At 74.3% G+C, this 26,563-nt stretch carries 26 protein-coding genes; 14 read left to right on the forward strand and 12 right to left on the reverse strand.

All coding sequences use genetic code 11. From position 1 onward, the window contains the following. Positions 1-36 precede the first annotated feature (36 nt). From AB0B63_RS28970 to AB0B63_RS28980, 3 genes are read right to left on the reverse strand one after another with little or no spacing between them, the layout of a single operon-like run. Positions 37-1,254 (reverse strand): glycosyltransferase, encoded by a 1,218-nt coding sequence (locus tag AB0B63_RS28970; RefSeq protein WP_208569404.1) that lies wholly within the window; start codon positions 1,252-1,254, stop codon positions 37-39. After that, on the reverse strand, positions 1,239-2,213 hold the full coding sequence (locus AB0B63_RS28975) for a glycosyltransferase (RefSeq protein WP_357024436.1): 975 nt from the start codon (positions 2,211-2,213) through the stop codon (positions 1,239-1,241). Before AB0B63_RS28975 ends, AB0B63_RS28970 begins: the two co-directional genes overlap by 16 nt. Further along, positions 2,210-3,955 carry an HAD-IIIA family hydrolase gene (locus AB0B63_RS28980; protein ID WP_357024439.1) on the reverse strand — a complete coding sequence of 582 codons (1,746 nt, stop codon included), beginning with the start codon at positions 3,953-3,955 and terminating at the stop codon, positions 2,210-2,212. The genes AB0B63_RS28975 and AB0B63_RS28980 overlap by 4 nt, the downstream gene beginning before the upstream one ends. A 140-nt stretch (positions 3,956-4,095) precedes the next feature. On the opposite strand from AB0B63_RS28980, the gene AB0B63_RS28985 reads away from it, so the two are divergent. Together AB0B63_RS28985 and AB0B63_RS28990 are read left to right on the forward strand one after the other, a co-directional pair. After that, positions 4,096-4,554 carry an SRPBCC family protein gene (locus AB0B63_RS28985; protein ID WP_357024442.1) on the forward strand — a complete coding sequence of 153 codons (459 nt, stop codon included), beginning with the start codon at positions 4,096-4,098 and terminating at the stop codon, positions 4,552-4,554. Between the two features lie 90 nt (positions 4,555-4,644). Beyond that, on the forward strand, positions 4,645-5,412 hold the full coding sequence (locus tag AB0B63_RS28990) for a polyprenol monophosphomannose synthase (protein WP_208569400.1): 768 nt from the start codon (positions 4,645-4,647) through the stop codon (positions 5,410-5,412). Between the two features lie 57 nt (positions 5,413-5,469). Here the strand turns inward: AB0B63_RS28990 and AB0B63_RS28995 are convergent, their stop codons facing one another. Then, positions 5,470-7,083 carry an NAD(P)/FAD-dependent oxidoreductase gene (locus AB0B63_RS28995; RefSeq protein ID WP_357024445.1) on the reverse strand — a complete coding sequence of 538 codons (1,614 nt, stop codon included), beginning with the start codon at positions 7,081-7,083 and terminating at the stop codon, positions 5,470-5,472. 70 nt (positions 7,084-7,153) lie between these two features. Here AB0B63_RS28995 and AB0B63_RS29000 point away from each other — a divergent pair, with 70 nt between their 5' ends. After that, positions 7,154-8,587, forward strand: a complete 1,434-nt coding sequence (locus tag AB0B63_RS29000; RefSeq protein ID WP_357024448.1) for an aldehyde dehydrogenase family protein — start codon at positions 7,154-7,156, stop codon at positions 8,585-8,587. A gap of 51 nt (positions 8,588-8,638) precedes the next feature. Here AB0B63_RS29000 and AB0B63_RS29005 read toward each other — a convergent pair whose 3' ends face one another. Continuing rightward, positions 8,639-9,040 carry a ChaB family protein gene (locus AB0B63_RS29005; protein WP_208569397.1) on the reverse strand — a complete coding sequence of 134 codons (402 nt, stop codon included), beginning with the start codon at positions 9,038-9,040 and terminating at the stop codon, positions 8,639-8,641. Positions 9,041-9,204: 164 nt separating this feature from the next. Here AB0B63_RS29005 and AB0B63_RS29010 point away from each other — a divergent pair, with 164 nt between their 5' ends. The 4 genes from AB0B63_RS29010 (at position 9,205) to AB0B63_RS29025 (ending at position 11,582) form a co-directional block, all read left to right on the forward strand. Then, a complete protein-coding gene (locus tag AB0B63_RS29010; RefSeq protein WP_208569396.1) occupies positions 9,205-10,188 on the forward strand; it encodes a YihY/virulence factor BrkB family protein in 984 nt (327 codons plus the stop codon). A gap of 63 nt (positions 10,189-10,251) precedes the next feature. Beyond that, positions 10,252-10,668 carry a DUF2795 domain-containing protein gene (locus AB0B63_RS29015; protein ID WP_208569395.1) on the forward strand — a complete coding sequence of 139 codons (417 nt, stop codon included), beginning with the start codon at positions 10,252-10,254 and terminating at the stop codon, positions 10,666-10,668. A 52-nt stretch (positions 10,669-10,720) separates the two neighbouring features. Continuing rightward, a complete protein-coding gene (locus AB0B63_RS29020; RefSeq protein WP_219469499.1) occupies positions 10,721-11,182 on the forward strand; it encodes an SRPBCC family protein in 462 nt (153 codons plus the stop codon). Positions 11,183-11,318: 136 nt separating this feature from the next. Beyond that, the gene (locus tag AB0B63_RS29025) at positions 11,319-11,582 is read left to right on the forward strand and encodes a hypothetical protein (RefSeq protein WP_208569393.1); all 264 of its coding nucleotides are present in this window, start codon (positions 11,319-11,321) and stop codon (positions 11,580-11,582) included. A gap of 13 nt (positions 11,583-11,595) precedes the next feature. Here AB0B63_RS29025 and AB0B63_RS29030 read toward each other — a convergent pair whose 3' ends face one another. After that, positions 11,596-12,927, reverse strand: a complete 1,332-nt coding sequence (locus tag AB0B63_RS29030; RefSeq protein WP_357024454.1) for an MFS transporter — start codon at positions 12,925-12,927, stop codon at positions 11,596-11,598. A 161-nt stretch (positions 12,928-13,088) separates the two neighbouring features. Between AB0B63_RS29030 and AB0B63_RS29035 the strand changes: the two genes are divergently transcribed. Beyond that, positions 13,089-13,301 carry a hypothetical protein gene (locus tag AB0B63_RS29035; RefSeq protein ID WP_208569391.1) on the forward strand — a complete coding sequence of 71 codons (213 nt, stop codon included), beginning with the start codon at positions 13,089-13,091 and terminating at the stop codon, positions 13,299-13,301. Between the two features lie 23 nt (positions 13,302-13,324). Here the strand turns inward: AB0B63_RS29035 and AB0B63_RS29040 are convergent, their stop codons facing one another. Beyond that, positions 13,325-14,158 (reverse strand): hypothetical protein, encoded by an 834-nt coding sequence (locus AB0B63_RS29040; protein WP_357024458.1) that lies wholly within the window; start codon positions 14,156-14,158, stop codon positions 13,325-13,327. A 274-nt stretch (positions 14,159-14,432) separates the two neighbouring features. On the opposite strand from AB0B63_RS29040, the gene AB0B63_RS29045 reads away from it, so the two are divergent. Both AB0B63_RS29045 and AB0B63_RS29050 read left to right on the forward strand, forming a co-directional pair. Beyond that, positions 14,433-15,362 (forward strand): hypothetical protein, encoded by a 930-nt coding sequence (locus tag AB0B63_RS29045; protein WP_357024461.1) that lies wholly within the window; start codon positions 14,433-14,435, stop codon positions 15,360-15,362. A gap of 232 nt (positions 15,363-15,594) precedes the next feature. After that, positions 15,595-15,960, forward strand: a complete 366-nt coding sequence (locus AB0B63_RS29050) for a DUF6401 family natural product biosynthesis protein (protein WP_208569388.1) — start codon at positions 15,595-15,597, stop codon at positions 15,958-15,960. An 85-nt stretch (positions 15,961-16,045) separates the two neighbouring features. Here AB0B63_RS29050 and AB0B63_RS29055 read toward each other — a convergent pair whose 3' ends face one another. Then, positions 16,046-16,921 carry a hypothetical protein gene (locus AB0B63_RS29055; RefSeq protein WP_208569387.1) on the reverse strand — a complete coding sequence of 292 codons (876 nt, stop codon included), beginning with the start codon at positions 16,919-16,921 and terminating at the stop codon, positions 16,046-16,048. 198 nt (positions 16,922-17,119) lie between these two features. Here AB0B63_RS29055 and AB0B63_RS29060 point away from each other — a divergent pair, with 198 nt between their 5' ends. Together AB0B63_RS29060 and AB0B63_RS29065 are read left to right on the forward strand one after the other, a co-directional pair. After that, positions 17,120-19,240, forward strand: a complete 2,121-nt coding sequence (locus tag AB0B63_RS29060) for a SpoIIE family protein phosphatase (RefSeq protein ID WP_357024467.1) — start codon at positions 17,120-17,122, stop codon at positions 19,238-19,240. 233 nt (positions 19,241-19,473) lie between these two features. Continuing rightward, positions 19,474-20,769, forward strand: coding sequence for a cation:proton antiporter (locus tag AB0B63_RS29065; RefSeq protein WP_357024471.1), 1,296 nt, complete (start codon positions 19,474-19,476; stop codon positions 20,767-20,769). 19 nt (positions 20,770-20,788) lie between these two features. Here AB0B63_RS29065 and AB0B63_RS29070 read toward each other — a convergent pair whose 3' ends face one another. Continuing rightward, on the reverse strand, positions 20,789-21,727 hold the full coding sequence (locus AB0B63_RS29070) for an FAD-dependent oxidoreductase (RefSeq protein ID WP_357024489.1): 939 nt from the start codon (positions 21,725-21,727) through the stop codon (positions 20,789-20,791). 94 nt (positions 21,728-21,821) lie between these two features. On the opposite strand from AB0B63_RS29070, the gene AB0B63_RS29075 reads away from it, so the two are divergent. Beyond that, on the forward strand, positions 21,822-22,037 hold the full coding sequence (locus AB0B63_RS29075) for a DUF3072 domain-containing protein (RefSeq protein WP_208569384.1): 216 nt from the start codon (positions 21,822-21,824) through the stop codon (positions 22,035-22,037). A 2-nt stretch (positions 22,038-22,039) separates the two neighbouring features. Here AB0B63_RS29075 and AB0B63_RS29080 read toward each other — a convergent pair whose 3' ends face one another. Further along, entirely contained in the window at positions 22,040-22,540 is a 501-nt protein-coding gene (locus AB0B63_RS29080) for a metallophosphoesterase (RefSeq protein ID WP_357024475.1), read from the reverse strand. Positions 22,541-22,779: 239 nt separating this feature from the next. Continuing rightward, positions 22,780-24,621: a glycoside hydrolase family 15 protein gene (locus tag AB0B63_RS29085; protein ID WP_357024478.1), complete on the reverse strand. Its 1,842-nt coding sequence runs from the start codon at positions 24,619-24,621 to the stop codon at positions 22,780-22,782. 338 nt (positions 24,622-24,959) lie between these two features. Between AB0B63_RS29085 and AB0B63_RS29090 the strand changes: the two genes are divergently transcribed. Beyond that, positions 24,960-25,547 carry a general stress protein gene (locus AB0B63_RS29090; protein WP_208569381.1) on the forward strand — a complete coding sequence of 196 codons (588 nt, stop codon included), beginning with the start codon at positions 24,960-24,962 and terminating at the stop codon, positions 25,545-25,547. 69 nt (positions 25,548-25,616) lie between these two features. On the opposite strand, the gene AB0B63_RS29095 is transcribed toward AB0B63_RS29090, so the two are convergent. Continuing rightward, on the reverse strand, positions 25,617-26,204 hold the full coding sequence (locus AB0B63_RS29095) for a DUF1684 domain-containing protein (protein ID WP_208569380.1): 588 nt from the start codon (positions 26,202-26,204) through the stop codon (positions 25,617-25,619). Positions 26,205-26,563 lie beyond the last annotated feature (359 nt).

Consider the following 26,563-nt stretch of genomic DNA (forward strand, 5'->3'; position numbering starts at 1 on the left):
GCAGGCCGGCCCGCGCCGCCCGGGTCGACGTCGTCATCAGGCGACCACCCGGCTCGGCCGGTGCACGGCGGCGACCTCGGCGTACACCTCGGCCAGCCGGTCGGCGGCGGTCGCCCAGGAGTAGCTGTGGCGGGCCCGCTGCAACGCGGCGGTGGCGTACCCGAAGCGGCGGATCCGGTCGCCGAGCAGGCTGCCCAGCGCGGCGGCCAACGCCTGCGGGTCACGGGCCGGGACCAGGTCGCCGGTCACCCCGTCGACCACGGTGTCGCGGATGCCGCCGACCGCGGTACCGACGACGGGCACCCCGCAGGCCATCGCCTCCAACGGGGTCAGCCCGAACGGTTCGTACCAGGGCGCGGCGACCAGCACGTCGGCCGACCGGTACCAGCGGCCCATCTCCTCCCGGGGCACCGCCCCGACCAGCCGGACCCGGTCGGCTACCCCGCAGGTGCCGGCGAGCGCCCGCAGCCGCCGGGCGTACGGGTCGGTCTCCAGCAGCCCGGCGGGCGGCCCCCCGACCACCAGGCACTCGGCGTCGGGCACCAGTGCCATCGCCCGGATCACCGTCTGGAAGCCCTTACGCTCGACCAGCCGGCCGACGGTGAGCACCCGGGGACGGTCGGGTTCCCGCTCGACGGCCGGGCCGAGCGGGGCGAAGGTGTCCAGGTTCACCCCGGACGGCACGACGGTCATCCGGGACCGGGGGACACCGAGGCGGACCAGCTCCCCGACCTCGTCGCGGCACTGGGCGACGACCCGGTCGACGGCGCGGCCCAGTTCCCGTTCGTAGCCGATCCGCCGGGCCGGGCTGGTGTCCTGCACCCCCTGGTAGCGCTTCTTGACGGTGCCCAACGCGTGGTAGGTCTGCACCACCGGCACCCCGGTCTGCCGGCTGGCGGCGAGCGCGGCCAGCCCGCTCATCCAGAAGTGCGCGTGCACCACCTCGGGTGTCCAGTCCCCGCCCCGCCACCGGGCGGTGAGCCAGTGGCTGAACTCCTTCATGTGCGGCAGCAGGGCGTCCTTGGCGACCGGCTCGGCCGGGCCGGCGGGCACGTGCACCACCTCGTACCCGTCCGGGGCCCGGACGGTGACCGGCAGGTCGACGGCGTCGCGCCGGGTGTAGACCCGGACGTCGTGGCCGGCCGCCACCAGCGCGGCGGAGAGTTCCGCGACATGCGTGTTCTGCCCACCGGCGTCCTCACCGCCCAGCACGGCGAGCGGGCTGGCGTGCTCGGAGATCATCGCGATGCGCATACTTCCTCCTCCAGCAGGCGGTCCCAGTCGGCGAGGAAACGGTCGAGGCCGTAACGGCCCAGCGCGGCGGTACGCGCCTGCGCACCCACCCGGCGGGCCTCGGCGGGGTCGGCGACGAACCCGGCGGCGGCGGCGAGCAGGGTGTCGACCCGGGTGGACAGCGCCCCCGCCCCCGGTGGCACCGCCTGTACGGCCTCGGTGGTGGCCAGCGCGACCACGGGCATGCCGATGGTCATCGCCTCGATCAGGCTCAGCCCCAGCGAGGTCCACCGGCACAGGTGCAGGTAGGCCCGCCGCCGGGCCAACTCGGCGTGCATCCGGTGCTGCGGGACGTCGTCGTGGCTGGTCAGCCGGTCGGCCGGCAGGCCCAGGTGGTCGGCGAGCCCGGCGACCTTCATCCCGAAGACGTCCAGCGGAGCGATCTCGGCGAACCGGGCCAGCAGGTCGGTGCCGGTGATCCGCCCCCGGCGTACCGGCTCGTTGATCACCACGGCGAGCCGGTCCAGCTCGCCGGTCCAGGTGACGGCGGGGGGCACCACCCCGTGCTCGACGACTGCGGTGCGGGTGCTCCCGTTGTCCCAGAACAGCTCGTTGAAGTGGGTGACGTGGGTGAGCAGCAGGTCGTCCCGGTCGGCCATCGGGTGCCGGGTGTTCGGCACGTCGCCCTTCGGGGTGTTGTGTTCGACGTAGACCGCCGGCACCGCCCGGCCCACCGGTCGGCCGAGCCACTCGCCGGCCAGGTCGTACTCCTCGGGGCGTTGCAGCAGCACCACGTCGACGTCGGCGTGGCGCAACTGCTGCGGGGTCACCTCGACGGCGCTGTCCGGCCACGGGTAGGTGCGCGCCCGGCCCAGCCCGTACGCGCCCCGGTCGGGGGTGACCGGCACCAGGTAGCGGTGCTTGCCGTGCACGAAGGACGTGGTCCACGACCCGTGTACGTGCCAGAGCAGGATGTTCATCGGTGACTCCCCCGCCCCACGGTCACCGGCGACGTCCCGGCCGGCGAGGGTCCGGCCGGTGACGGCCCGGCGGGGCCGAGGAGCGGCACGCCGACCGGGCCGGTCGGGGCGTCGGCGGGAACGCCCAGCAGGCGTACCGCGTCGAGGACCCGGCCCGGTTCGACGGCGGCCAGGCAGGGGTGGCCGGGTACCGGGCAGACCGTGGCCCGGGTGTCCCGGCAGGGGGCGGCGGCGTCGCCCAGCCGGACCGTCGGCACCCGGTACGGACCCCACTGTCCGTAGGGGACGGTCGGGGCGAACAGGCTGACCACCGGCACGCCCAGCGCGGCGGCCAGGTGCGCCGGCCCGGTGTTGCCCACCACCAGCGCACCGGCGTCGGCGAGCACCCCGGCCAGGTCGGCCAGCCCGGTCCGGCCGCCCAGGTCGATGCCGGTATCGCCGGCCACCCGGGCGGTCAGCGCGGCCTCGTCGGGTCCGCCGGTGACCGCCACCCGGTGCCCGGCGGCGGTGAGCACCCGGACGATCCGGGCGGCCAGGTCGGGTGGCACGGCCCGGCTCGGCACCGCCGAACCGGGATGCAGCACCAGGTAGCCGGGGTCGCCGAGCCCGGCCGGTGCGGGCGGCAGCCGGTCGGTGCGCACCCGCAGCCGCAGGTCGTCGCCGTCGGGCAGGGCGAAGCCGGCGGCGACGGCCAGCGACAACGCCCGTTCCGGCTCGGGCAGCCCGGCGGGGACCCGGTGCCGGACGTCGAGCAGGGAGCCGGGGTAGTCGTCACTGATCGCGCTGACCCTCGGGACACCGGCCATCCGCAGCAGCAGGGCCAGCGGCAGCGGTGACTGGTGGAAGGAGGTGAAGACGACCGCCTCGTCGGCGCGTACCGCCCGCAGCCGGGCGGTGAGCCGGTCGATGTCCTGCGGGTCGACCGGGGCGGGTGCGCCGTCGATCCAGGGCAGCGGCCACTCGACGATCTCGTCGACACCGGGCAGCAGGGCGGCGGCGTCCCGGCCCCGGGGGCCGCAGAGCAGCACGACGCGCCCGGCGTGACCGGCGACGGCGCGGATGGCGGGACCGGTGACCAGGACGTCCCCGGCGGAGTCGCTGCGGACCACCAGCACCGTGCCGGTGCGGCGCGGGGACGGCGCGGCGACCAGGGCGGCCCGGCGCAGGATCAGGTCCACGGCGGCGGGCAGGTCGGCGGCGACGTGTCCGGCGGCGGCCACCTCGGCGGCCCGGGTGGTGGGGGTGGGCACCAGGATCGCGGCGGCACCGGCCGCAGCGGCGGCGGCCTGGTCGGCGTCGATGTCCCCGACCAGCACGCAGCGGTCCGCGGTGGTGCCGAGCGCCCGCGCGGCGGCGTGCACCATGCCCGGGGCGGGCTTGCGGCAGCCGCAGCCGGCGCGCTCGTCGTGCGGGCAGTGCTGCCAGGTGTCGAACGGGCCGAGCAGCTCCTCCACCCGGGCGTTGACGGCGCGCAGCTGTGCGGCGGTGAACAGCCCCCGGGCCAGCCCCGACTGGTTGGTGACCACCCCGAGGCGCAGGCCCGCGGCGCGCAGCCGGTCCAGTGCCGCCCGGGCCCCCGGCACCGGCCGGACCTTGTCCGGGTCGCCGTTGTAGGGGACGTCCTCGATCAGGGTGCCGTCGCGGTCGAGCAGCACCGCGTCGTACAGCGCGGGACGGCCCCGGCCAACGCCCGGGTCAACCCGGCCTGACCTGCACTGATATGGCTCCGCGTCCCGTGGCACGGGCGGCGGGTTCCCGAGGCCCCGGGGAGTAAACCTGACCCTGTCGGCAGGTGGGTCGGGTCGCCGGTGCAGCGTTACCCGTCGGCCCGGAGAAGCTAACGCGCCGGGTTAGGCCGGGACGACCCGGGTACAGGGCAGCGATGGCGATCGTGGAGGGAGTGGTCGATGCACCCCCGCAGCAGGTCTTCGACGTGCTGGCCGACGGGTGGACGTACAGCGACTGGGTGGTCGGCACGGTGCACGTGCGCGACGTCGACGCGCAGTGGCCCCGGGTGGGCACCCGGCTGCACCACCGGGCCGGGCCGTGGCCGTTCTCGCTGGAGGACGCCTCGACGGTGCTGGCCTGCGACCCACCGCACCGGCTGGTGCTGCGGGCCGGCCTGTGGCCGGCCGGGGAGGCGATCGTGGTGTTCACCCTGACCCCGACCGGTGACGGTGCGACCCGGGTCCGCATCGGCGAGGACTTCGCCGCCGGCCCGTTGCGCTGGTTCCGCACCAAGCTCAACGACCTGGTGCTGCACCAGCGCAACAAGGAGACCCTGCGTCGGCTCTCCGACATCGCCGTACGGCAGAAGGCCGACACGCACGCCGATCGGTGACCGGACGGTCGCGGGGAGCCTCGGCGGGGTCCCGCCGGGCTTTTGGCTACCCTGTGGGGGAATGCCGTCCGCCGACTGAGGATGTCCGACATGATCGAACCCGTGGAGCTGCCGTCACCGTGGCGGGACGCACGCCTGACCGTCGTGGTCCCCACCTACAACGAGGCGGGCAACCTCCCGGTGTTGGTCGACCGGCTGCTGGCCCTTCCGCTGCCGGGGTTGAAGGTGCTCGTCGCCGACGACAACTCGCCGGACGGCACCGGCGAGGTGGCCGACAAGCTGGCCATCGAGCACCCGGACAAGGTGCAGGTGGTGCACCGGGCCGGCAAGGAGGGCCTGGGCCGGGCGTACGTCGACGGCATCGGCCGGGCCCTGGACGGCGGCGCGGAGTACGTGGCGCAGATGGACGCCGACCTGTCGCACCCGCCGGAGGCGCTGCCCGGGATGCTGGGGGCGTTGCTGTCCACCCAGGCCGGCGTGGTGATCGGGTCCCGGTACGTGCCCGGCGGCCAGCTCGACGAGGCGTGGCCGCTCTACCGGCGGGCGCTCAGCGGCTGGGCCAACCTGTACGTGCACACGCTGCTGCGGGTGCGCATCCGTGACCTGACCGCCGGCTTCAAGATCTGGCGGGCCGACGCGTTGCGTGACATCGGCCTGCACCGGGTGCAGTCGAACGGTTACAGCTTCCAGGTGGAGATGCACTACCTGGCCACCAAGCTGGGGCACACCATCCTGGAGGTGCCGATCCGGTTCGAGGAGCGTCGCGACGGCCTGTCCAAGATGACGACCGCCACCAAGGTGGAGAGCGCGCTGATGCCGTTCAAGCTGCGTACCCGGCACCGCAACCTGGACTCCTGACGCGGGCACCGGTGACCGGGGTCGCCGGTGCCCGCTGCGGGGCCGGTTCGGCCCGGTTCAGTGGTCGGCGCGGTAGAGCGTCCGGTGCGCGGCGTCGATCATCCCGGCGTACAGGCCGCCGGTGACGGCACGGTCGCGGGCCAGCGCGGCGCGGGCGGCGTTCGCGCCGGGTGCGCCGTGCACCCCGCCGCCGGGGTGCGCCGACGCGCTGGCCAGGTAGAGCCGGTCGATGGGGGTGTCGGCCCGGCCCAGGCCGGGGATCGGGCGCAGGAACAGCTGCTGGTACGCCGCCGCGGTGCCACCGCCCAGCGCCCCGCCGACCAGGCTCGGGTCACCCTGCTCCAGCTCGGCCGGACCGGCGACGTGCCGGCCGACGATCCGGCTGCGGAACCCGGGGGCGGCGGCCTCCAGCACGTCCTCCATCCGGTCCACCTGGCGGGCGATGTCCTCGGCCCGCCAGTCCCGCCGGAACGGCAGGTGGGTGTACGCCCAGAGCGACTCGGTGCCGGCCGGCGAGTGCGTCGGGTCGGCGGTGCTCATCTGCCCCACCAGCAGGAACGGCTGTGCCGGGATCTCGCCCCGGGCCAGTTCGGCGGAGTACGTGGTGAGCCCGTCGAGATCGGCGCCCAGGTGCACGGTGCCGGCGCCGGCCACCGCCGGGTTGGTCCACGGCAGCGGGGCGGACAACGCCCAGTCGACCTTGAGGGTGGAGCCGTCCCAGCGGAAGTGGGCCAGGTCCTCCACCAGTCGGGGTGGCAGCAGAGCGGCACCCACCAGGTCCAGGTAGAGGGCGGGAGCGGGCACGTCGGCGAGCACCGCCCGGCGGGCCCGAAACGTGGCCCCGCCGACGGTACGCACCCCCATCGCCCGGCCCCGGGCGGTGAGCACCCGGTCGACCTGCGCCCGGTAGGAGATCCGGCCGCCGCGTTCGGTGAGCCGGGCGACCAGCGTGTCGGTGATCCGCTGGGCGCCACCGACCGGCACCGGCCAGCCGACCTGCTGACCCAGCATGGCCAGCAGCCAGCCGTACACGCCGGAGCCGGCCTCCTCGGGGGACAGGTCGGTGTGCAGGGCGCAGCCGGCCAGCAGCGCGGGGCCGCCCTCGCCGGTGAACAGTTCACCGCCGAGTTTGCGTACCGGCAGGACCAGCCGGCGGGCCAGGCGCAGCGCGCCGCCGACCCGCAGTTGGCGTAGCAGACCCAGCCCGCCGCGTACCGGGGGGAAGGGGGTGGTGATGGCGTCGAGCATCGGCCCGGACACCTGCGCCCAGTCGGCGTACGCGTGTCGCCAGCGGTCCCCGTCGCCGGGGGCGAACGTCTCCAGCGAGGCGGCGGTGGTGTCCAGGTCCCGGTTGATCACGGCGGCCCGCCCGTCGGGCAGCAGGTGGGCCAGCACGTCGGGGGCGTGCGTCCAGGTCAGCCCGTAGCGGGGCAGGTCGAGGCCGGCCAGCACCGGGGAGGCGTACCCGAGGGGGTAGAAGGAGCTGTAGAGGTCGCTGAGGTAGCCGGGGGCGGTGACCTCGGCGGAGCGCACCGCACCACCGGGCGCGTCGGTCGCCTCGAGCACCAGGACGTCCCAGCCGGCGTCGGCGAGCAGGTTGGCGGCCACCAGGCCGTTGTGTCCGGCGCCGATGACGACGGCGTCCGCGCTGTCCGTGCCGGTCGCGATCATCAGATCCGGCTACCCGGCCGGCAACCGGGCGAAACGCGTTTGCTTCGCCGGGAGCGGGGCATCCCGCCGCATGTACCGGGTGGAGCAGCTGATCGGCGGGGTGTGGGGCGCGGGCGGCGAGGGTGGTGAGCTGACGGTCCACGACCCGGCCGACGGCTCCCCCGTCGGCACCGTGCCGGTGGCGACGGCGGACGAGGTGGCCAAGGCGGTCGAGGCGGCCCGGGAGGTGGCCGCCGAGTGGGCGGCCACCGCGACGGCGCAGCGTGCGGAGCTGCTGCTCCAGGCGGCGGACGCGGTGGCGGCGGACGCTGAGGAGTTGGCCGCGGCGACCACGGCGGAGATGGGCAAGCCGCTGGGTGACGCCCGTGGCGGGGTGGCGGCCGGCGTGGGCACCCTGCGCCAGTACGCCGAACTGGGCCCGCTGCGGGGCGGCCGGACGCTGCACGGCGGCGTCGACGCGATCGACTTCATGACGCCGCAGCCTCGGGGGGTGGTCGCCGCGATCACCCCGTGGAACGACCCGGTGGCGGTCTCCTGCGGCCTGCTCGGTGCCGCCCTGGTCACCGGCAACGTGGTGCTGTTCAAGCCCAGCGAACGGACCCCGGTGACCGGTTGGCTGCTGGCCCGGCTGCTCGACGGGGTGTTCCCGGCGGGGGTGCTGTCCCTGCTGACCGGGGGCGCGGAGGTGGGTGCGGCGTTGGCCGCGCAGCCGGTGGACGTGGTGGCGCACGTCGGTGCCACCGCGACCGGCCGGGCGATCGCGGCGGCCTGCGCCCGGACCGGGGCCAAGGCCCTGCTGGAGAACGGCGGCAGCGACCCGCTGGTGGTCGACGCCGGGGTGGACCCGGGCTGGGCGGCCGAACAGGCGGCCCTCGGGGCGTTCGCCAACGCCGGGCAGCTCTGCGTGGCGGTGGAGCGGATCTACGCGCACCGGGACGTCGCGGAGGACTTCGTCGACGCGCTGGTGCAGCGGGCCGGGGCGCTGGTCGTCGGGCCGGGGCGCGACCCGGCCACCGAGCTGGGCCCGCTCGTCGACCGGCGGCACCGCGACCAGGTGCACGGGCAGGTCACGGCGGCGGTGGCGCAGGGGGCGACGCTGCGCGCCGGTGGGGTGCTGCCGGACGGGCCGGGGGCGTTCTATCCGGCGACGGTGGTCACCGACTGCCGGCACGAGATGACGCTGGTCCGGGAGGAGACGTTCGGGCCGGTGGCGGCGGTGGTTTCGGTGGATTCGTTCAGCGAGGCGCTGCGGTGTGCCGCCGACTCGCCGTACGGGCTGGCGGCGACGGTGCTGACCGGGTCGATGAGCCACGCCCAGCGGGCCTGGCGGGAGCTGCCGGTTGGCACCGTGAAGGTCAACGCGGTGTTCGGGGGCGCTCCGGGTGGTGCCGCGCAGCCACGCCGGGGCAGCGGCCAGGGCTTCGGGTACGGCCCGGAACTGCTGGACGAGTTCAGCACGGTCAAGGCGGTCCACCTGGAACCGCCGGCCGGCGGGCACTGGTGAGCCGGGCCGCCCCGAACCGGGGCGGCCCGCGTACCTCACCGGATCCGGCGGTCAGTCGCCCCGGGCCTTGCGGGTGGCCCGGTCGTTGGCCTTCTCGATGGCCTTGACCAGTTCCGGCTTGGTCATCCGACTGCGGCCCGGCACGTCGAGTTTCTTCGCCACCTGCATCAGGTGGTCCTTGGTGGCGTTGGCGTCCACCCCGCCGGCGGTGGGTGCCCGGCGGGCGGGGCCACCGCCGGCGGCCTGCCGGTCGCTGGGTCCCTTGCGTCCCTTGGGTTCCCAGTGGTCGCCGACCTTCTCGAAGCTGTGCTTGACGGCGGCGAAGGCGGCGCGGTGCGCCCGTTCCCCCTCGCCGTAGGTCTGCACCGCCGAGTCGTGTGTCTTCTCCCAGGTGCGTTGCGCCTTGTCCGGGGAGCGTCGCAGCGTGCTGGGCAGTACCTCGCGCCCGGGCATCTCGTCCTCCTCCGCGTCGACTGTCTGGCTGTCTGCACGGTTCCCTGCGCCCGCACCGGCAAACACGGGCGTCGGGTTTGTCGATTTCCGCCGTCGGGTACCGCCCGGCCCAGGCGCGCACCGGACGTCGGGTCCGCGGGTCGCCGGGCGACGAGGAGCCGAGCATGGCAGCGACGACGGAGCCGACCGCGGTCGCCGAGGACGGACCGCAGCTGCGGATTCCCCGGCGGATGCGCCAGTTGAGCTGGTCCACCTGGCGGGGGGTGCTGATCCGCAGCGGGCAGGGTTTCGTGAAGGACAACTGCGCCGACTGGGCGGCGGCGTTGACCTACTACGGGGTGCTCGCCCTCTTTCCGTCCACGGTCGTGGTGGTCGCCCTGGTCGGTCTGGTCTCCGACGGCGAGCGCACCGTGGACACGGTGTTGGATCTGGCCCGCGACATCGGGGCCGGCTCGGTGGTCGGCAACGAGGGTTTCGTCTCCGTGGTCCGCACGGTCGTCGACCAGCAGAGCGGCACGAAGGTGCTGCTCAGCTTCGGGTTGGCGGGTGCGTTGTGGTCGGCGTCCGGGTTCATCGGCGCGTTCACCCGGGCCTCCAACGCGATCTACGGGGTCGAGGAGGGCCGCCCGTTCTACCGGCTCCGCCCGTTGCAGATCGCGATGGCCGCGCTGTCGCTGGTGCTGCTCGCGGTGGTGGCGCTGGGCCTGATCGTCAGCGGCCCGGTGACCGACGCGGTGGGTGACCTGGTGGGGGCGGGTGGACTGGCCCGCACGGTGTGGAGCGTCGCGAAGTGGCCGGTGCTGGCCATGGTGATGATGACCCTGTTGTCGCTGATGTTCTGGATCGCACCGAACGTCCGGCAGCCCCGGTTCCGCTGGCTCACCCCGGGTGGGGCGGTGGCCCTGCTGTCCTGGATCGTCGCCTCCTTCGGTTTCGGCCTCTACGTGGCCAACTTCGGCTCGTACGACGTCACCTACGGCAGCCTGGGCGCGGTCATCGCCTTCCTGGTGTGGCTGTACCTGTCGAACTCGGCGCTGATGTTCGGGGTGCAGATCAACGCCGAGTTGCAGCGGGGACGCCGGTTGCAGGCGGGCCGGGACGCCGCGGCTGAGCCGGCGTTGCCGCCGAAGGCCACCGCCGGTTCGTGACCGTCGGGGTACCCGTGTCCGGCCCAACGTTTCCCCGCACCGACTGCGGGTAGCACACCAGACATGGAACGTGGCAGCAGCAAGCACGCACCGAGGGTCGACGACCAGATGAGCCAGGAGGTCAGCGGCCTCGTCCAGGGGCCGGGCACCGCGGGCTCGCGGGTCGAGGAGTTCCGCGAGGCGGAGCCGGCCGGCGAGGACCAGCCGGGCGCCACCACGGCCCCGGCGGGCGACCTGCGGACCGGCACCCCCCAGGGGATGACCTCGGAGGACGTGGAGGCGCGCAGCCGGTTGGGCCGGTTCATCACGATGGCGGCCCTGCCGGGGGACCGCCTGGCCCTGGTCGCCAACGCGCGGGAGAACCAGGCGCCCGACGACCTCGTGGCCGCCCTGGAGCGGCTGCCGGAGGGCACCCGTTACCAGACGATTTCCGAGGTGTGGGCCGCCCTCGGGCACCGAAACGAGACGACGCGCTGGTGACCGGATCGGCCCACGATCCGGACGACCACCAGCGGGCAGAGGAGGACTTCCAATGAGCGGCGTTATCGAACATGTGGACGTGTCCGTACCGGTACGGACCGCCTACGACCAGTGGACCCAGTTCGAGGAGTTCCCCCACTTCATGGAGGGGGTGCAGGAGGTCCGGCAGCTGTCGGACACGATGACCCACTGGACGGTGGAGATCGCCGGGGTCAAGCGCGAGTTCGACGCCGAGATCACCGAGCAGCTGCCCGACGAGCGGGTGGCCTGGAAGTCGACGGGCGGCACCCAGCAGGCCGGCGTGGTGACGTTCCACCGCCTCGACGAGGACAACACCCGGGTGACCCTGCAGATGGACTTCGAGCCGCACGGCGTGGTCGAGCAGGCCGGCGACAAGCTGGGCGTGGTGGACCGGCGCACCAAGGGTGACCTGGAGCGGTTCAAGCAGTTCATCGAGCGTCGCGGTCAGGAGACCGGCGCGTGGCGCGGGTCGGTCGACCGCCCGCAGCCCTGATCCACGCCCCCGTACGGACATCCTGTGCTCCATCGACGGCCGCCGGCTCCCCCGGCGGCCGTCCGCGGTGCCGGGGTGTCGCGGTCCGCCCCGGGGCTGGCCGTTTGCGATCATCTGGTCGGGGTACCGCGAAGGGATGACGGACAACGACGGCAGGGTCTGGCGGGACGAGGAGAAGACACCGCTGGAGGAGTTGGACCGGGCGATCGCCCGGTCCACCATCGACGGGCAGGCCGACGATCCGACCGGCAACGACGCGGGCGAGGAGGCGGCCTTCGGGCACGGCCCCGAACCGGTGGACCGGGGTGCCGGCCCGACCGCCGAGCGCCGGGAGATGACCGACACCGAGCGTGCCTACCGCCCCTCCACGACGGGACGTACGGGCCCGGACACCATGTGACCCAACGGCCCGCTCAGTCGGCCGGTGCTGCGGTGCGGCGGGCGGCTGCCGCATGCGCCACCAGTAGGGCCACCGTCAGCACCGTCAGCACCGGGCCGAGCAACCGCACCGACGTGTCACCGAGCAGCACCCCGAGCCCGGCCGGGATGAGGGCGGCGCCGATCCCGGCTGCGCCGATCTGCACGCCGATCACCCGGTCCGCGTGCTGCCGACCCACCCGCTCCGCCGTGCTCAGGGTGAGCAGGGGGAACACCGGCGCGGCGGCGAAACCGAGCACGACCAGGCCGGCCACCGTCACCCAGCCCGGGGCCGGCAGCGCGATCAGCACCGCCCCGACGGCCATCCCGAGCAGGCTGCCTCGCAGCACCCGGGCGGTGCCGAGCCGCTCGGCGACCAGCCCCTGCACCACCCGGCCGACGAACAGGCTCCCCCAGTAGGCGGAGACGCTCAGCCCGGCGACCGCGGCGGACAGCCCTCGCCCCTCGGTGAGCAGCAGGAACGCGTAGAGCCCGGCGGACACCTCGATGGCCACGTAGATGGCGAAGGCGAGCGCGCCGAACCAGACGGCGGGCAGCCGCAGGGTCTCGGCGATCCGCACCACGGCCGGCTCCGCCACCCCGCCCGGCGTCGCCACCCCGCCCGGCGTCGCCACCCCGCCCGGCACAGCGTCGTCGACCGGACCACGCTGCGGGGGCCCGACCGGCGCGGCGACGGCGTCGACCGGTGCACTGGCGGCGGTCTCCCCGGCCGGACCGGCGCGCTTCGGCGACCCCGGGCCGCCCGCCCGGTCCCGCCACGCGCCGACGGTGAGCGCGAACGCGGTGGCCAGCGCGAGCTGGGCGGCGGCGGTGACCGCGTACCCCCAGCGCCAGCCCGCGCCGGTGCTCAGCATGGCGGTCATCACCAGGGGGCCGATCGCCACGCCGAGGCCGAAGAAGGCGTGCATCCAGTTCATGTGCCGGGGGCCGAACGCCCCGGCCGCGTACGCGTTGAGGCCGGAGTCGATGGCTCCGGAGCCGAGGCCGAGCACCAGCGCACAGCAGATCAGCACGGTCAGCCCGGGTGCGCTGGCGTAGCCGGTCAGCGCCAGGCTGGCCAGCAGGGTGCTGCCGGCGAGCAGCCGGCCCACGCCGAGCCGGGCGAGGGTGAACCCGGCCAGGACGCTGGAGGTCAGGTAGCCGATCGTGCCGGCGGTGAGCACCAGGCCGACCGCTGCGGTGGGTACGCCGAACTCGGTGCTGATCGAGGGCCAGCCGACGCCGAGCAGACCGTCGGGCAGGCCGAGGCTGACGAAGGCGAGGTAGGCGAGCAGGAGCAGGGAGGTACGGGGCGGGGCGACGGGCACGGAGGCTCATCCTGCCGCATCATCGAGAACGGGTCGACGTGATTGTCGCCTCCCCCGAACCGGTGGTTTGGAACGCCCGGACGGGCAGGAAAGCGGACAGGTAGTCCAGAATCCACCGTTCGGCTGACGGTAATCCGCAGGGGGCGCGCAAGACTTTCGGGATGCAACAGGGCTCCGGTTTCCTCACCCCTCGTCAGCGTCGCCTGGCCTGGCTCGGCTTCCTGCTCGCCGCGCTCCAGGCTCCGGTCTCCGCCAAATTCTCCTCCGACGACTCGTGGCTGTTCAGCCTCTGCGTCGCGCTGATGGTGGCCACCGTGATCATCGCCGACGACGCCAGCCGTCGTCGTCCGGCCGACGCCACCCCCGCGGAATGACACCCGCCCGGCCGCACCGCTGATCAGGGGGTCGGGCCGGGGAATTCCCGCTGCGGGCAGCTGAGCGGACGGGCCGGGTCGACCCGGTGCAGGGCGTACCCGGTCCCCTGGGTCGGGACGTGCGTGCTGGGTGCCCGGTCGCCGAGCTGGACCAGGGCGTGCCAGCCGGTGCGCTGGGCGGTATAGAGCGTGCAGCCGTCGAGGACCTGGGTGTGCTGCCGGGCGGCCACGGTGGCCCGGCCCTGGGCGAACGTCGTCGGGTCGGCCGGGTCGCTCTCCGCCAGCAGCAGCGACGACGCGGCGGTCGTGGTGTTCGCCCAGAACGACTCCCCCGCCGTCAGGTAGAGGTCGGCGACGGTGATCACGTCGTGGTCGACCAGGCTGGAGAAGGTCAGGTCGGGGTCGGCCGCTCCGGTGGTGCCGGAGTGGGTCACCGGCGGCAGGGTGATCGTGGTGGTGTCGGTGCGCTGCTGCACCCAGTACGGACCGGCCGTGTACGCGCTCACGGCGGCCGTGTACGCGCCGAACGGCCGGTGCCCGGCCGTGGAGTCGACCACCACGAAGTCGGTGCGCCCGAGGCCGTACCAGCTGGTGGCCAGGGTGGTGCCGGCGGCGTCGCGCAGGGTCAGGTCCCAGTCGGCGGTCGCGGCGGGCTGGACGGCGACCACCGACCAGCGCCGCTGGTAGGTGCGGTAGACGTAGTCCTGCGCGGTGCGGGCGACCAGCACGTCGCCGTCGCCGAGTCCGGTGCCGGCGACCGCCGCGCCGGGGTACGGCAGCGGTGCGGCGAGGGCCACCGCGAGGAGGGCGGCGAGGTGCACGCCGCACCACCGGCGGCCGGTTCGGGACAATGCCATCGGTGGGATTCCTTCCGGGCGGGATCTGGACTGTAGCGACGTCGGGCCGCCGCGGGGACGCTCCCGCGCTGTCGGATATCGGCCCCGCCGCGCCGGCCGTCCCTGTGCGACCTTGTCCCCATGCCGCACCCCGGCACCACGACCACCCACGTCGGCTGCCGCCCCCGGGCAGCGACCGACGCAGGTCGACTGCCGCCCCCGGGCAACCGGAGCACCGTGCGCCGACCGGCGGCACCCGGACCACCGCCGACCCGACCGCTGAGGAGCACCGACCGTGACGAGACGACCGACGGTGTGGACCTGGTTGCTGAGCCTGCTGGCAGCCGTGCTGCTCGCCCCGACGCCCGCCTCGGCCACCCCGGCCGGCGCTGAACGGGACGCCCGCGACCGGGCCACCACCCGCAGCGCCGCGCAGCAGGCGTCGTGGTCCACCGGCCCGGTCGCCGCCGGCGCCACCCAGGGCTGGGTGTGGAACAACGCCAACCCGCTCAACGCCGCCTACCAGGTGGGCTTCTCCCCGACCGGGGCGAACTCCACGACCCCGTGCGAGTTCGAGGTGACCCGCAGCTGGTACTCCCGGCAGCCCAGCGGCGAGCGGCGCTTCCACTTCGTGATCCGCAACAGCGGTACGACCAGCTGTGGGGCCACCGTCCTGCTGTCCTGGCTGACCCCGACCCACGACTGGTCGACCGGGGCGTTGGCCCCCGGGGCGAGCGGCAACTACGGCTGGGTGGAGCAGATCGCGCCGACGGTGTCGTACCTGCTGGGGCTGACGCCGACCGGGGCGACCGCGACGGCCGCCTGCCAGCTGGAGATCACCCGCAGCTGGTACCGGCAGGAACCCGACGGGGTCCGGAAGTTCTACTTCGTGCTGCGCAACATCGGCACGATCACCTGCTCCGGGCAGTTCCAGCTCGCCCAGACCGGCCCGGCGGCCTCCTGGTCGACCGGCGCCCTGGCCGTCGGCGCCTCGGCCAGCTGGACCTGGACCAACGCCAACCCGCTGAGCGCGGTCTACCTGCCCGGGTTGTCCCCGACGGGTGCCGGCGGCGGCACCGCCTGCCAGTTGGAGGTGACCCGGAGCCGGTACGCGCAGCGGATCAACCCGGACGGCACCAGCCAACGGCAGTACCTCCTGACCGTCGGCAACGTCGGGCAACTGCCCTGCGCCGGCACCGTCCTGCTCGGCTCGCTGGCCCCCTGAGGCGCGACCCCCGGGCCAGCCTGGGACGGGCCCGGGGACCCGGATCGGGTGTCCGGGTCGTCCCGTTGCCGCCCGTCCCGGCCGCGCAGGTGGCCGGTGAGCGCGGTGTTCCCTCTGCCCGCCGGGGACCGGGTCGGTCCGCGTGGCGGAGGCCGGCCGGCCGCAAGGGTGCGCCGGGACCGGCCGGGCGGCCGACTCCGCCCCGGTCAGCCGGTGGCTAACCTCGGTCCCCATGCGAGTGCCGTACCCCCAGGGAGCGACCGGGACAGCCGTGCGCGCGGCACGCTCCCGGCTGGCCCTGCTCACCGCCTCGGTCGGTGCTCCCGGCCTCGCCGCCGCGCGGGCCCGGCCGGGCCTGCTGGCGCTGGTCGACCAGCACGCCGCCGCCATCCGGGACAGCCTCGACGGTGACCGCCGGCCGCTCACCCCGGCGGCCCTGGCCGGCTATGCCGAGGGGATCCGGGACACCGCCAGCGCGCACGGCCTGCTGCCCGTCGGCGCGGCCGACTTCGCCGCGCCGGACTGGGTGCTGACCCGGCTGCTCGCGGTCTGCGCCCTGGCCCGCACCCTCGACCCCCGGCACCTCGAACCGGCCTGACCGACCGCGGCGGGGACGGCCCGGCGCAGCGCGAACGGGAGGGCGTCCGCGTCGCGCGGACACCCTCCCGGTGGTACGTGCCGACTCAGCTGCCCGGACGACCGAACTGCTGGGTCTCGTCGCCGGACTGACCCGACTGGTAGGTGCCCCGGCCACCGGCCATCGTCCGGGCCTCGTCGACGCGCGGCATGGTCTGCGTCCGCTCGCCGCCCCGGTCGGCCATCTGCCGGCTCATGTCGCCCTGCCCGGCCGCGCGGGCCCGCCGGTGCTCCTGGACCGCCCGCGACTCCTCGGCCGCCCGGTCCAGCCAGCCGTCCCAGCGGGACTGCATCGGCTTCACCAGACCACCGCCGACGCCGACGATCAGGATGCCGGCCACGGTGGCGAGCACCGCGATCAGGACCGGCGTGGTGACCGTGGTGGCGATACCGACCTGGTTCAGCGCGGCGATGACGCCCAGCGCCAGGATGAAGACCGCCACCAGGTCGGCGAGCACCTTGCCGTACGACAGGCCGCCGAGCGCACCGGAGACCAGGTCCCGGACGGCGTTGGCGATGGCGGCGGCCACCACCACGATGACGATCGCGATGAACGCCCGCGGCAGCCAGGCCACCACCCCCCGGATGAGGTCGCTGATCGCGTTGGGCCCCCACACCCCGAAGGCGAACTGCAGGGTGAACAGCAGCACCGCGTAGTACGCCAGTCGGGCCAGGATGTCACTGGCGTCGTACTTGGTGCGTTCCAGCGCCCGTCTGATCCCGCCCCGTTCGACCGCCCGGTCGAAGCCCACCCGTTCCAGCGCCGCGTCCACGATCTTGAGTACCGCGCGGGCGATGAGCCAGCCCACCACGAGGATGACGATGAACGCGATGGCCCTCGGCACAAAGAGCAGCACCGACCGCCACATGTCGGTCAAGGCGCTACCGATGTCGACCTGCCTGACCGCAAGGGTTTCCGGCATGATGTCCCTCCTGTCCAATGGACTGCGCCGCCCGGTTACCCGTCCGTCGGACCAGCACGCCGAAGAATCCGTACGGATTTTCCCGACATGTCTTCAGAAAGGCCCCTGACCTGCCCGAACATCTCCGGCAGCGGCGTCGGGCAGGCGGCACGGGGCACGATCGGTTCACCCCGGGACGCCGCCGGATAGGCTGCGGACATGCCAGGCACGGTCGGGCGGGTCCCGACGTCACCAACCCCCGTACCGGGACCGGACGGGGTCTCACCGGCGGTGGCTGCCGTGCGGGCCCACCCGTGGGCCGACACCCCGCTGGGCCCGCAACAGGGCTGGGACGTGACGGTCCGCGTGCTGGTCGACGTGATCCTGTCCTCCCCCGTACCGATGGCGCTGCACTACGGCGACGACTTCGTGCTGCTCTACAACCAGGCGTACGCCGAGGTGATCGGCGACCGGCACCCCGGCGCGCTGGGCCGGCCGGCCCCCGAGGTGTACGCCGACCTGTGGCACGCCCCCGGCGTCGGTGAGGTGATCGAGCGGGCCTACCGGCACGGGGAGTCGTTCCTGCAGAAGGAGTCGGTGCTCCCGGTCCACCAGCACGCCACCGGCGAACACGCGGTCTTCACCCGGGGGCACTCCCCGGTGCGCGACAGCACCGGACGGATCGTCGGCGTGCTCACCGTCGCCGCCCAGACCACGCAACTCACCCAGCAGTTGCAGAGCCTGTCCGACTTCGCCGCGGCACTGTCGGGCACCCTCACCCTGGACGACGTGGCCCGGGTGACGTTGCGCTACGCGCTGCTCTCCTTCGACGCCGACCAGGTGTCCTTCGCGGTCGACGACGGCCCGGCCTGGCGGCTGGTCCGCCGGATCCGGGGCGAACTGCTCGACGAGGCCGACGAGCGGCTGCCCCCGCTGTGGCGGCCGGTCCCCGCGGACACCACCGCGCCGGTGGTGGTCGGCGCGCGCAGCGGGGTGCCCTTCTTCGCCGGGGACGGCCAGCCGCTGCGGGACACCGCCGTCGACCGGCACGACCAGAAGATCCGCTCGCTGGCCGCACTGCCGCTGCGCTCGTCGGTGATCCGGGGCGGGCTCGCCGTGGGCTACCAGACCCCGCACGGCTGGTCGGCGGCGGAACGGGCGCTGCTGGCCGCCTCGGCCGAGCTGGTCGGCCAGGCGGCGGAGCGGGCCCGCCGGTTCGAGACCCAGCACGGCACGGCGCAACTGCTGCAACGCAGCATGCTCCCGGAGCAGTTACCGGCCCTGCCCCGGCTGCGCATCGCCGCCCGCTACGACCCGGGTGTCGACGGCAACGCCGCCGGTGGGGACTTCTACGACGCGTTCCTACTGCCCTCCGGCGACCTGGGTGTGGTGCTCGGCGACGTCGCCGGGCACGACGTGCAGGCGGCGGCCCGGATGGGGCAGGTCCGGGCGGCGCTGCGGGCGCTGGCGCTGACCGACCCGCGACCGGACGCTGTCCTGGCCGGCCTGGACCGGCTGGTGGCGAGCCTGGGCACCGAGACGGGCACCCACGAACTCTTCGTCACCGTGGTCTTCGGGGTGGTCGACGCCGACCGCAGTGAGATCACCCTGGCCAGCGCCGGGCACCCCCCGCCGCTGATCCGGCGCGGCGGGCCGGACGGCGTCGCCACCGCCACCTTCGTCGAGCTGCCGACCGGCGCACCCCTCGGGTTGGGTTGCCGGCCCCCGACCGCCACCGTGCCGTTCGCCCCCGGCGACACCCTGCTGCTCTACAGCGACGGGGTGGTCGAGCGGCGACGGCAGAGCCTCACCGCCGGCCTGGCCGGGCTGGCGGCGGCGGTGACCGGGGCGGCCAGCGGTGACCCCCGGGCGCTCTGCGCCGTCGCCACCGGCGCGGTCCCCGGCGCCACCGAGGACGACGTGGCGGTACTCGCGGTGGAGCACGCGCTCAAGCCGAGCCGCTCCGCCGGGATGGAGATGCCCGCCGAGCCGACCGCACCCAGCCGGGTACGCCACTGGATGACGGCACAACTGGGCGAGTGGCAGGTGCCCGACGCGGTGATCGGCGCGGCGGTGCTGTGCACCAGCGAGCTGACCACCAACGCGTTGCTGCACGCCGGCACCGCCGCCCGGGTGGAGATCGACCTCAGCCCCGAACGCCTGCTGGTGTCGGTGGCCGACTCGGGCACCCGGGGCACGGTGACCCGGGCCCAGACCGACACGCTGAGCAGCCGGGGCCGGGGCCTCGGGTTGATCGAACAACTCTCCGACGCCTGGGGCACCGACCCGACGGTGCGGGGCTCGACCGTCTGGTTCGAGATCCTCCTGCCCCCGACCTGACCGGGCGTCCCGCCGGGGGGCCACGCTTCAAGGTCACGCTTCAAGGTCACGCTCGAACCATGTTGTAGTGGCCTCGCTACGGCCGTAGACCACTACAACCTGGAAGTAGCGCGATCTTGCCTACCTGGGTACGGGTCCGGAGACAAGCCGGACACCCAGGCTTAGCCCGGCCATCGACGGGGCACAGTCCCACCCCCGCCCACACCCGTGGCCGGGGGTGAGAGGTGGTCGGGGTGGAACTGGTCGATGTCGAGTTCGCGCTGGTGGGCGTGGGGGCCCTGCTGGCCGGGGTGCTACCCCGACTGTTGGAGCGTCGCCCGCTGTCCATGCCGATAGCGTTCCTCGGCCTCGGGATGCTGGTTTTCGCGCTGCCCATCGGCCTGCCCTCCCCGGACCCGCTGCGCTACCCGCAGGTCGCCACCCACCTGACCGAGATCGGCGTGATCGTGGCGCTGATGGGCGCCGGGTTGAAGATCGACCGACCGTTGAGCTGGAAACGCTGGTCGTCGACCTGGCGGTTGCTGGCGATCGCGATGCCGATCTGCATCGCGGCGGTGGCGCTGCTCGGCTGGTGGTGGGCGGGTCTGGTGCCGGCCGCCGCGCTGCTGCTCGGTGCGGCCCTGGCCCCGACCGACCCGGTGCTCGCCTCGGACGTCCAGGTCGGCGAACCCACCGACGCCGAGGACTCCGAGGACGAGGTGCGCTTCGCGCTGACCTCCGAGGCGGGCCTCAACGACGGCCTGGCGTTCCCGTTCGTCTACGCGGCCATCGCGATCGCCAGCGTCGGGCTGGCCCCGTCGGGCTGGTTCGCCGAGTGGTTCGCCGTCGACGTGCTCTACAAGCTGGCCGTCGGCGTCGGCGGTGGCCTGCTGATCGGCTGGCTGCTCGGCAAGCTCTTCTTCCGCGCCCCGAGCGAGTTGCGGCTGGCCCGGCACGCCGAGGGGTTCCTCGCGCTGGCCGCCACCTTCCTGGCGTACGGGCTGGTGGAGGTGGTCGGCGGGTACGGGTTCCTGGCCGTCTTCGTCGCCGCGCGGGCGATCCGGGCCGCCGAGCGGACCCACGAGTTCCACACCGTGCTGCACGACTTCGCCGAGCAGACCGAGCGGCTGTTGACCGTCCTGCTGCTGCTGCTCTTCGGTGGCGCGGTGATCACCGGTCTGCTCGCCCCGCTCACCTGGCAGGCGGCGACGGTCGGGCTGGCCCTGGTGTTCGTCATCCGGCCGCTGGTGGGGTGGCTGTCGCTGCGCGGCGCACCGGGTCGGCCGGCCGAGCACTGGGTGATCTCGTCGTTCGGCATCCGGGGCGTCGGCTCGTTCTACTACCTGGCGTACGCCACCACCAAGGCGGACTTCGCCCAGGCGGACCTGATCTGGGCGACGGTCGGCCTGGTGGTGGTCGTGTCGGTGGTGGTGCACGGGATGGCCGCGACCCCGGTCATGCAGTTGCTGGACCGGGCCGGTGAACGCACCGGCGACCCGTCGGAGCGGGGTCGACGCGACGAGCCGGCCCTGGACGGCGCGCGGGGTTGACCGGTGGCCGGGTGGCCGGTCAGGTCAGTCGGCGGGCCAGTTCCCGGCCCAGGTCCCGGCCGGAGCGCCAGGCGCTCTGCACCCGGGGCTTGCCGAAAGCGTCCCCGGCCAGCCCGACCAGGTCGTCGTCCAGGAAGAACGTCCCGTCGGGGTCCGGCTCGACCGGCCGGGCGTACGTCCAGCGGTGCACGTGGACCAGTTCGGCCGGGTCCGGGAGGCCGAGCAGGTCGCGGACGGCCTCCTCGATCGCCGGGCCGGCCGCGCCGGGCTGGGCCAGGTGCCCGGCGGCGAACTCCGGCGTGGTGTGGGCGACCAGCACCGGGGCGGCGTCGCCGCGCCGGTCGCCGTCGTCGCAGACCAGGGCGAGCACCGGGTGCCCGTTGACGAACGCGCCCCGGAAGTCGGCCCACCGCCGGCCGGGGAAGCGCAGCACCGCCGCGAGCACCGGCGACCACCGCTGTCGTACGGCGGCCCCGGTGGCCCCCGTCAACGCCGGGTCGAGCAGCAGGGCGGCCTGCGGACCCGGGGTGCACAGCGCCACGGCGGCGGCGGACTCCCCGTCCACCACCGGGCCCGGTGCGACGCCCGACACGAACCGGTCCACGGTCACCGGCAACTCCCGGGCCAACTCCTCGACCAGGGAACGCAGGCCGCGCGGGGCGGCCCAGCGGACCGGTCCGGGCACCTCCCGCCGGCCGTCCGGGCCGTACGCGACGAAGGTGTCGGTCCACTCCCGCACCAGCCCGGCGGCCTGCCAGTGCCCGACCACCTCGACGAAGTCCGGGTCGTCGGCGGTCAGGTACGCCGCACCCAGGTCGGCGGGGCGGCCGTCGAAGCGTCGGCTGGCCATCCGGCCCCCGGCCACCCGACCGCGTTCCCGGATCTGCACCGGCACGCCCGCCCGCACCAGTTCTGCGGCGCACGCCACCCCGGAGATGCCGGCACCCACCACGATCACATCCGCGTCCACCCGGTGATCGTATGCGCCGCGACCGGCATGACCGGGCGACCGGCGGGGTATTGGCACGGCTGTTCGAGGAGAGGTGAACCTGATGACCGACCGCAACGACCAGCAGCCCGACCCACGTGGGGCGATCAAGGATCCGCAGGAGTGGGTGACCGGCGACGAACCGCCGACCGCCGCCCAGGAGTCGTACCTGCACACCCTGGCCCGGGAGGCCGGCGAGGAGGTGCCGGACGACCTGACGAAGGCGGAGGCGTCCCAGCGGATCGACGAGTTGCAGGAGGAGACCGGCCGGGGCCGGTGACCTCAACGGGGTGGCAGGCGGTGCAGCACGACCCGGTCGAGTTGCCCCGCCACCACCTCGGCGGTCAGGTACGTGGCGTACGGCTGGGCCCGCCGGTCGGTGGGCGAGCCGGGGTTGAGCAGCCGCAGGCCGCCCGGTGCGACGCTGTCCCACGGGATGTGCGAGTGGCCGAAGACGAGCAGGTCCCGATCGGGGAACCGGGCCGCGCAGCGCTGTTCCCGGCCGGTCTTCGGCCCGGTCTCGTGCACCACGGCCACCCGCAGCCCGGCCAGCTCCACCTCGGCCACCTCGGGCAGCCGGGCCCGCAGGTCGGGGCCGTCGTTGTTGCCGTACACGCCGACCAGCCGACGGGCCCGGTCGGCCAGCCGGTCGAGTAGTCCCACCTCGACCCAGTCCCCGGCGTGCAGCACCACATCGGCGGCGTCCACCGCCGCCCAGACCTCGTCGGGCAGGTCCCGGGCGCGGCGGGGCAGGTGGGTGTCGGCAATCACGAGCAACCGCATCGGGTGGGCCTTCCGGGAGCGGGGGCGGGTGTGGGCGGTCGACTCAGGCGTCCCGGCCCTGATTCTGCATCAGGCCCCCGTCGACGACGTACGTCGACCCGGTCACCTGGTCGGCCCGGTCGCGTGGTCGGCGTCGTCACCGGCCGTCCGCTCGTCAGCGTGTTTGCGCCGTCGGACCCGTCGGGCCCGTCGGACCCGTCGGACGCGCCGTCGGACCCGTCGGGCGGCCCGGCCCACGGCTACGTCGCCACCACGTCGGTGCCGGTCGTCACGAAATGCGGCCGGTCCGCCGGGACCTCGCGCCGCCGCTCGGCGACGTCGGTGAGCAACCCGGCCGCGTTGATCAGACCGATGTGCGAGAAGGCCTGCGGGAAGTTGCCCACCTGCTCGCCGGTGGCCTGGTCGATCTGCTCGGCATAGAGGCCGAGGTCGTTGACCCGGCCGGCGAGCTGCTCGAACAGCCGCACGGCCCGCTCCTGCTCGCCGGCCAGGGCCAGGCAGCTGGTCAGCCAGAACGAGCAGATCAGGAAGCCCGCCGGATCACCGTCCCAGCGGCGCAGCAGACCCTCGCGCGACAACCGCCGCTCCACCACGTCGATGGTGGACCGCATCCTCGGGTCGGCGGCCGGCAGGAAACCGACGAGCGGCATGAGCAGCACCGAGGCGTCCAACCGGTCGGAGTCGAAGGCCCCGGTGTACGCGCCCAGCCGGTCGTTCCACCCCCGCTCCAGCACCGCCGCGCGGACCTCGTCGCGGGCCCCCGACCACCGCCGGACGTCGGCCGGGTCGCCGAGGCGGGGACCGAAACGCACCGCCCGGTCCAACGCCGTCCAGCACTGGACCTTCGACGACACGTAGTGCCGTTCGGCGTCGCGGGTCTCCCACATCCCGGAGTCCGGCAGGTGCCAGCTGCGGACCGCCTGGTCGGCCAGGGCCCGCAGCAGGTGCCGCACGTCGGGTGACATCGGGTCCAGGTAGTGCCGCATCAGCCAGGCGGCGTCGAGGATCTCACCGAGCACGTCGTTCTGCCGTTGCTTCCACGCGTCGTTGCCGACGAGCACCGGCCGGCTGTCGGCGTACCCGCGCAGGTGGTCGAGGGAGTGCTCGGTGAGGTCCCGCTCGCCCTCCACGCCGTACATGATCGGCACCCGGCCGTCGTCGATGCGGCCCATCGCCCGCGCCACCCAGGAGAACTGCCGGTCGGCCTCGTCCGGGCAGGCGGACCGCCACAGCGCCTGGAGGGTGAGGCTGAAGTCGCGCACCCAGACGTAGCGGTAGTCGTAGTTGCGGTCGCCGCCCAGCTGTTCCGGCAGCGAAGTGGTGGCCGCCGCGACGATCGCGCCACTGGGCTGGTAGGTCATGCCCTGCACCACCATCGCGCTCAGTCGCACCTGGTCGCGGTAGCGGCCCTGGTAGTCGTGCAGGTCGGCCCAGGACCGCCAGCCCGCCACCGCGTCGGCCACCACCCGGTCGGCGTCGGGCAGCGCCGGTTCGCCGCCGTCGTAGGTCGGCGCGTACCCGAGGGTGAACCGCAGGGTGTCCCCGGCCCGGACGGTCGCCCGGCCGACGGCGTCGCCGTGCCGGCAGGCCAACGGCACGTCGGAGCGCAGGCTGAGCCGGCACGCGCCGGCCCGCGCGTCGATCACCCCGTCGGATCGGGTCAGGTACGCGGTGACCCGGCCGTACTCGAACCGGGGAGCGAACTCGACGCGTACCGGCACCTCGCCGGAGAGCCCCTCGACCAGCCGGGCGAGCACCCGGGGCGAACGCAGGCCGATGTCGTGCCCGCGTGCGTCCGGTTCCAGCGCCAACGCGTCGGTGACGGCCACCGACCCGGTGCCGGTGTGGAAGACGGTACGCAGCACCAACGAGTCGTCCAGATAGGAGCGGGCCACCCGCACGTCGTCGTCCTCGGGCGCGATCGTCCAGTGCCCCGCCCGGTCGTCGAGGATCCGCCCGAACACCGACGGGCTGTCGAACCGGGCGGGGCACCACCAGTTGACCGAGCCGTGCCGGTCCACCAGCGCGGCGCTGCGACCGTCGGCAAGGAACCCGTGCTCGCTGATCCGTCCGCTGTCCACGGGCCGGGTTACCCGGGCACCCCGGAGCGCATTCCTCGACCACACCGTCTTCTGTCCGACCCGTGGACTCCCCCCGTCAGCCCCGCACCCCGCCAGCCCCGCACCCCGCCAGCCCCGCACCCCGGCACCCCGGCAGCCCCGCACCTGGCAGCCCTGGCTGCCCCGGCCTGCCGGCGTCACCCCCGGCGGGCCCGGCTCGCCGGACCGACCGACGCCACCCCAGCGGGCCCGGATTGCCGGAGCTGCCCACGTCACCCCGGCGGGCCCGGATTGCCGGAGCTGCCGGCGTTACCTCGGCGGGCCGGCGGGAACGCCGGTCGTTGACGAAGGAGGATGCCATGACCAGAGCAGCGAACCCGACCGCCACTTGGCGACCCGGGATGCCGGGCGGCGACAACCTCCCGTCCGGTCCGGCCGGCCGGCCGGCGACGCCCCCCGGGGACGGGCACGGCCCGCAGGCCGGAGCGCCGGCGGTGACGATCGGCGCGTACCCGGACTATCCGTCCGCGCAACGGGTGGTGGACTACCTGGCGGACAACCGGTTCCCGGTGGAGCACAGCGCGATCGTGGGGACCAACCTCACCCTGGTGGAGACGGTCCTCGGCCGGCTCACCACGGGACGCGCCGCCCTGTTGGGCGCCGGTACCGGCGCCTGGTTCGGCCTCTTCATCGGCTTGTTGTTCGGCATCTTCACCGTCGGCAACTGGCTGGCGGTGATCCTGGTCGGGCTGGTGATCGGCGCGATCTGGGGGGCCGTGTTCGGCGCGGTGGCGCACGCCATGTCGGGCGGCCAGCGTGACTTCACCTCGGCCAGTTCACTGCGGGCCGGCCAGTACGCGGTGACCGTGGACGCCGGCCTGGCCGATCAGGCGCGGCAACTGCTCGGTCGGATGCACCTGACCCCGACCGGGGCCACCGCCCGCTGACCCGCTCCGTGTGACCGCCGCCCCGCCGCACCCCACGTGCGTCGGGGCGGCGTCCCCGTCCGGTCGGCCTCAGCGGTGGTACGCCAGTTCGCCCGCCCGGATCGGCACGTCGACCCGGTTCTCCGGGGGTGCCAGCGGGCAGGCCCAGGTGTCGTCGTACGCGCAGCTGGGGTTGTAGAGATAGTTGGCGTCGAGGCGGACCCGGTGCCCGGGGAGCACGGTGAGTCCCCGCCCGAAGGTCCCCTTCACCGTGTCGGTGAGGTACCGACCACCGCCGTACGTCTCCCGGCCGCTGGTGCCGTCGCGGACCGGCACGAACAGCCCACCGCCGTACGCCTCGATCCACCACAGGGTCAGCGGCCCCCACGGGGTCTCGGCGACCGCCACCCGCCGGTAGCGCACCACCCCGTCAGGGCCGCCGGTGTCGATGGTCTCGGTGCCGGAGGCGGGACGCAGCGGGGCCTCGACCACCGCCGTCGGATCCGCCGGGAACCAGCCCAGCCCGGGGAAACCGGCCCGGTCGGCGGCCGGCAGCGGGCTGGCCGGGTGAGTGCGGAACAACTCGTCCCGGGCGGCCCGGAAGCCGGCCAGGTCGGTGTCGGACAGGAAGAGAGCGGCGGTGCGTTCCCGCCAGTCGAGCACGTCGAGATCGTCCACCCACCGACCCTAACCACCCACCACTCCCCCCGGCCCCCTCTCCCCGCTCGCCTACTCCCCCGCCCGTCCCCGCTCCCCCGCCCCCCTCGCCCCCCCCACTCACGCCGCCTTCCCCACTCCCCGCACTCACACCGCCTTGCCCGGTGATCAAGAGGTTTGCGTCAACATTCCGCCCCATTCCGCCCAAACTTCTTGATCACCGCCCCTCCGGTGCCGTCTCCCGGCGATGCCTCCGGTGATCAAGAGGTTTGCGTCATCTGCGGGCGGCGGGGTCAAGGGGTGAGTGCAATCGTTAGGGGACGATGAGTTGTGCGAGGCGTTGGGCTGGTGTGTTCCAGTCGAGTGTTTCGCGGGGTCGG

The organism is Micromonospora sp. NPDC049081, from assembly GCF_040648835.1.
Classification (GTDB): domain Bacteria; phylum Actinomycetota; class Actinomycetes; order Mycobacteriales; family Micromonosporaceae; genus Micromonospora; species Micromonospora antibiotica.

Excerpts from the sequence above, each read along its gene's own strand:
- AB0B63_RS29080 (WP_357024475.1), bottom strand. The coding sequence starts at position 22,540 with ATGCGGTTGCTCGTGATTGCCGACACCCACCTGCCCCGCCGCGCCCGG.
- AB0B63_RS29055 (WP_208569387.1), bottom strand. The coding sequence starts at position 16,921 with ATGCCGGAAACCCTTGCGGTCAGGCAGGTCGACATCGGTAGCGCCTTG.
- AB0B63_RS29050 (WP_208569388.1), top strand. The coding sequence starts at position 15,595 with ATGCGAGTGCCGTACCCCCAGGGAGCGACCGGGACAGCCGTGCGCGCG.
- AB0B63_RS28985 (WP_357024442.1), top strand. The coding sequence starts at position 4,096 with ATGGCGATCGTGGAGGGAGTGGTCGATGCACCCCCGCAGCAGGTCTTC.
- AB0B63_RS29075 (WP_208569384.1), top strand. The coding sequence starts at position 21,822 with ATGACCGACCGCAACGACCAGCAGCCCGACCCACGTGGGGCGATCAAG.
- AB0B63_RS29035 (WP_208569391.1), top strand. The coding sequence starts at position 13,089 with ATGCAACAGGGCTCCGGTTTCCTCACCCCTCGTCAGCGTCGCCTGGCC.
- AB0B63_RS29015 (WP_208569395.1), top strand. The coding sequence starts at position 10,252 with ATGGAACGTGGCAGCAGCAAGCACGCACCGAGGGTCGACGACCAGATG.
- AB0B63_RS28975 (WP_357024436.1), bottom strand. The coding sequence starts at position 2,213 with ATGAACATCCTGCTCTGGCACGTACACGGGTCGTGGACCACGTCCTTC.
- AB0B63_RS29020 (WP_219469499.1), top strand. The coding sequence starts at position 10,721 with ATGAGCGGCGTTATCGAACATGTGGACGTGTCCGTACCGGTACGGACC.
- AB0B63_RS29010 (WP_208569396.1), top strand. The coding sequence starts at position 9,205 with ATGGCAGCGACGACGGAGCCGACCGCGGTCGCCGAGGACGGACCGCAG.
- AB0B63_RS28970 (WP_208569404.1), bottom strand. The coding sequence starts at position 1,254 with ATGCGCATCGCGATGATCTCCGAGCACGCCAGCCCGCTCGCCGTGCTG.
- AB0B63_RS29000 (WP_357024448.1), top strand. The coding sequence starts at position 7,154 with ATGTACCGGGTGGAGCAGCTGATCGGCGGGGTGTGGGGCGCGGGCGGC.
- AB0B63_RS28995 (WP_357024445.1), bottom strand. The coding sequence starts at position 7,083 with ATGATCGCGACCGGCACGGACAGCGCGGACGCCGTCGTCATCGGCGCC.
- AB0B63_RS29040 (WP_357024458.1), bottom strand. The coding sequence starts at position 14,158 with ATGGCATTGTCCCGAACCGGCCGCCGGTGGTGCGGCGTGCACCTCGCC.
- AB0B63_RS29060 (WP_357024467.1), top strand. The coding sequence starts at position 17,120 with ATGCCAGGCACGGTCGGGCGGGTCCCGACGTCACCAACCCCCGTACCG.
- AB0B63_RS28990 (WP_208569400.1), top strand. The coding sequence starts at position 4,645 with ATGATCGAACCCGTGGAGCTGCCGTCACCGTGGCGGGACGCACGCCTG.
- AB0B63_RS29090 (WP_208569381.1), top strand. The coding sequence starts at position 24,960 with ATGACCAGAGCAGCGAACCCGACCGCCACTTGGCGACCCGGGATGCCG.
- AB0B63_RS29025 (WP_208569393.1), top strand. The coding sequence starts at position 11,319 with ATGACGGACAACGACGGCAGGGTCTGGCGGGACGAGGAGAAGACACCG.
- AB0B63_RS29005 (WP_208569397.1), bottom strand. The coding sequence starts at position 9,040 with ATGCCCGGGCGCGAGGTACTGCCCAGCACGCTGCGACGCTCCCCGGAC.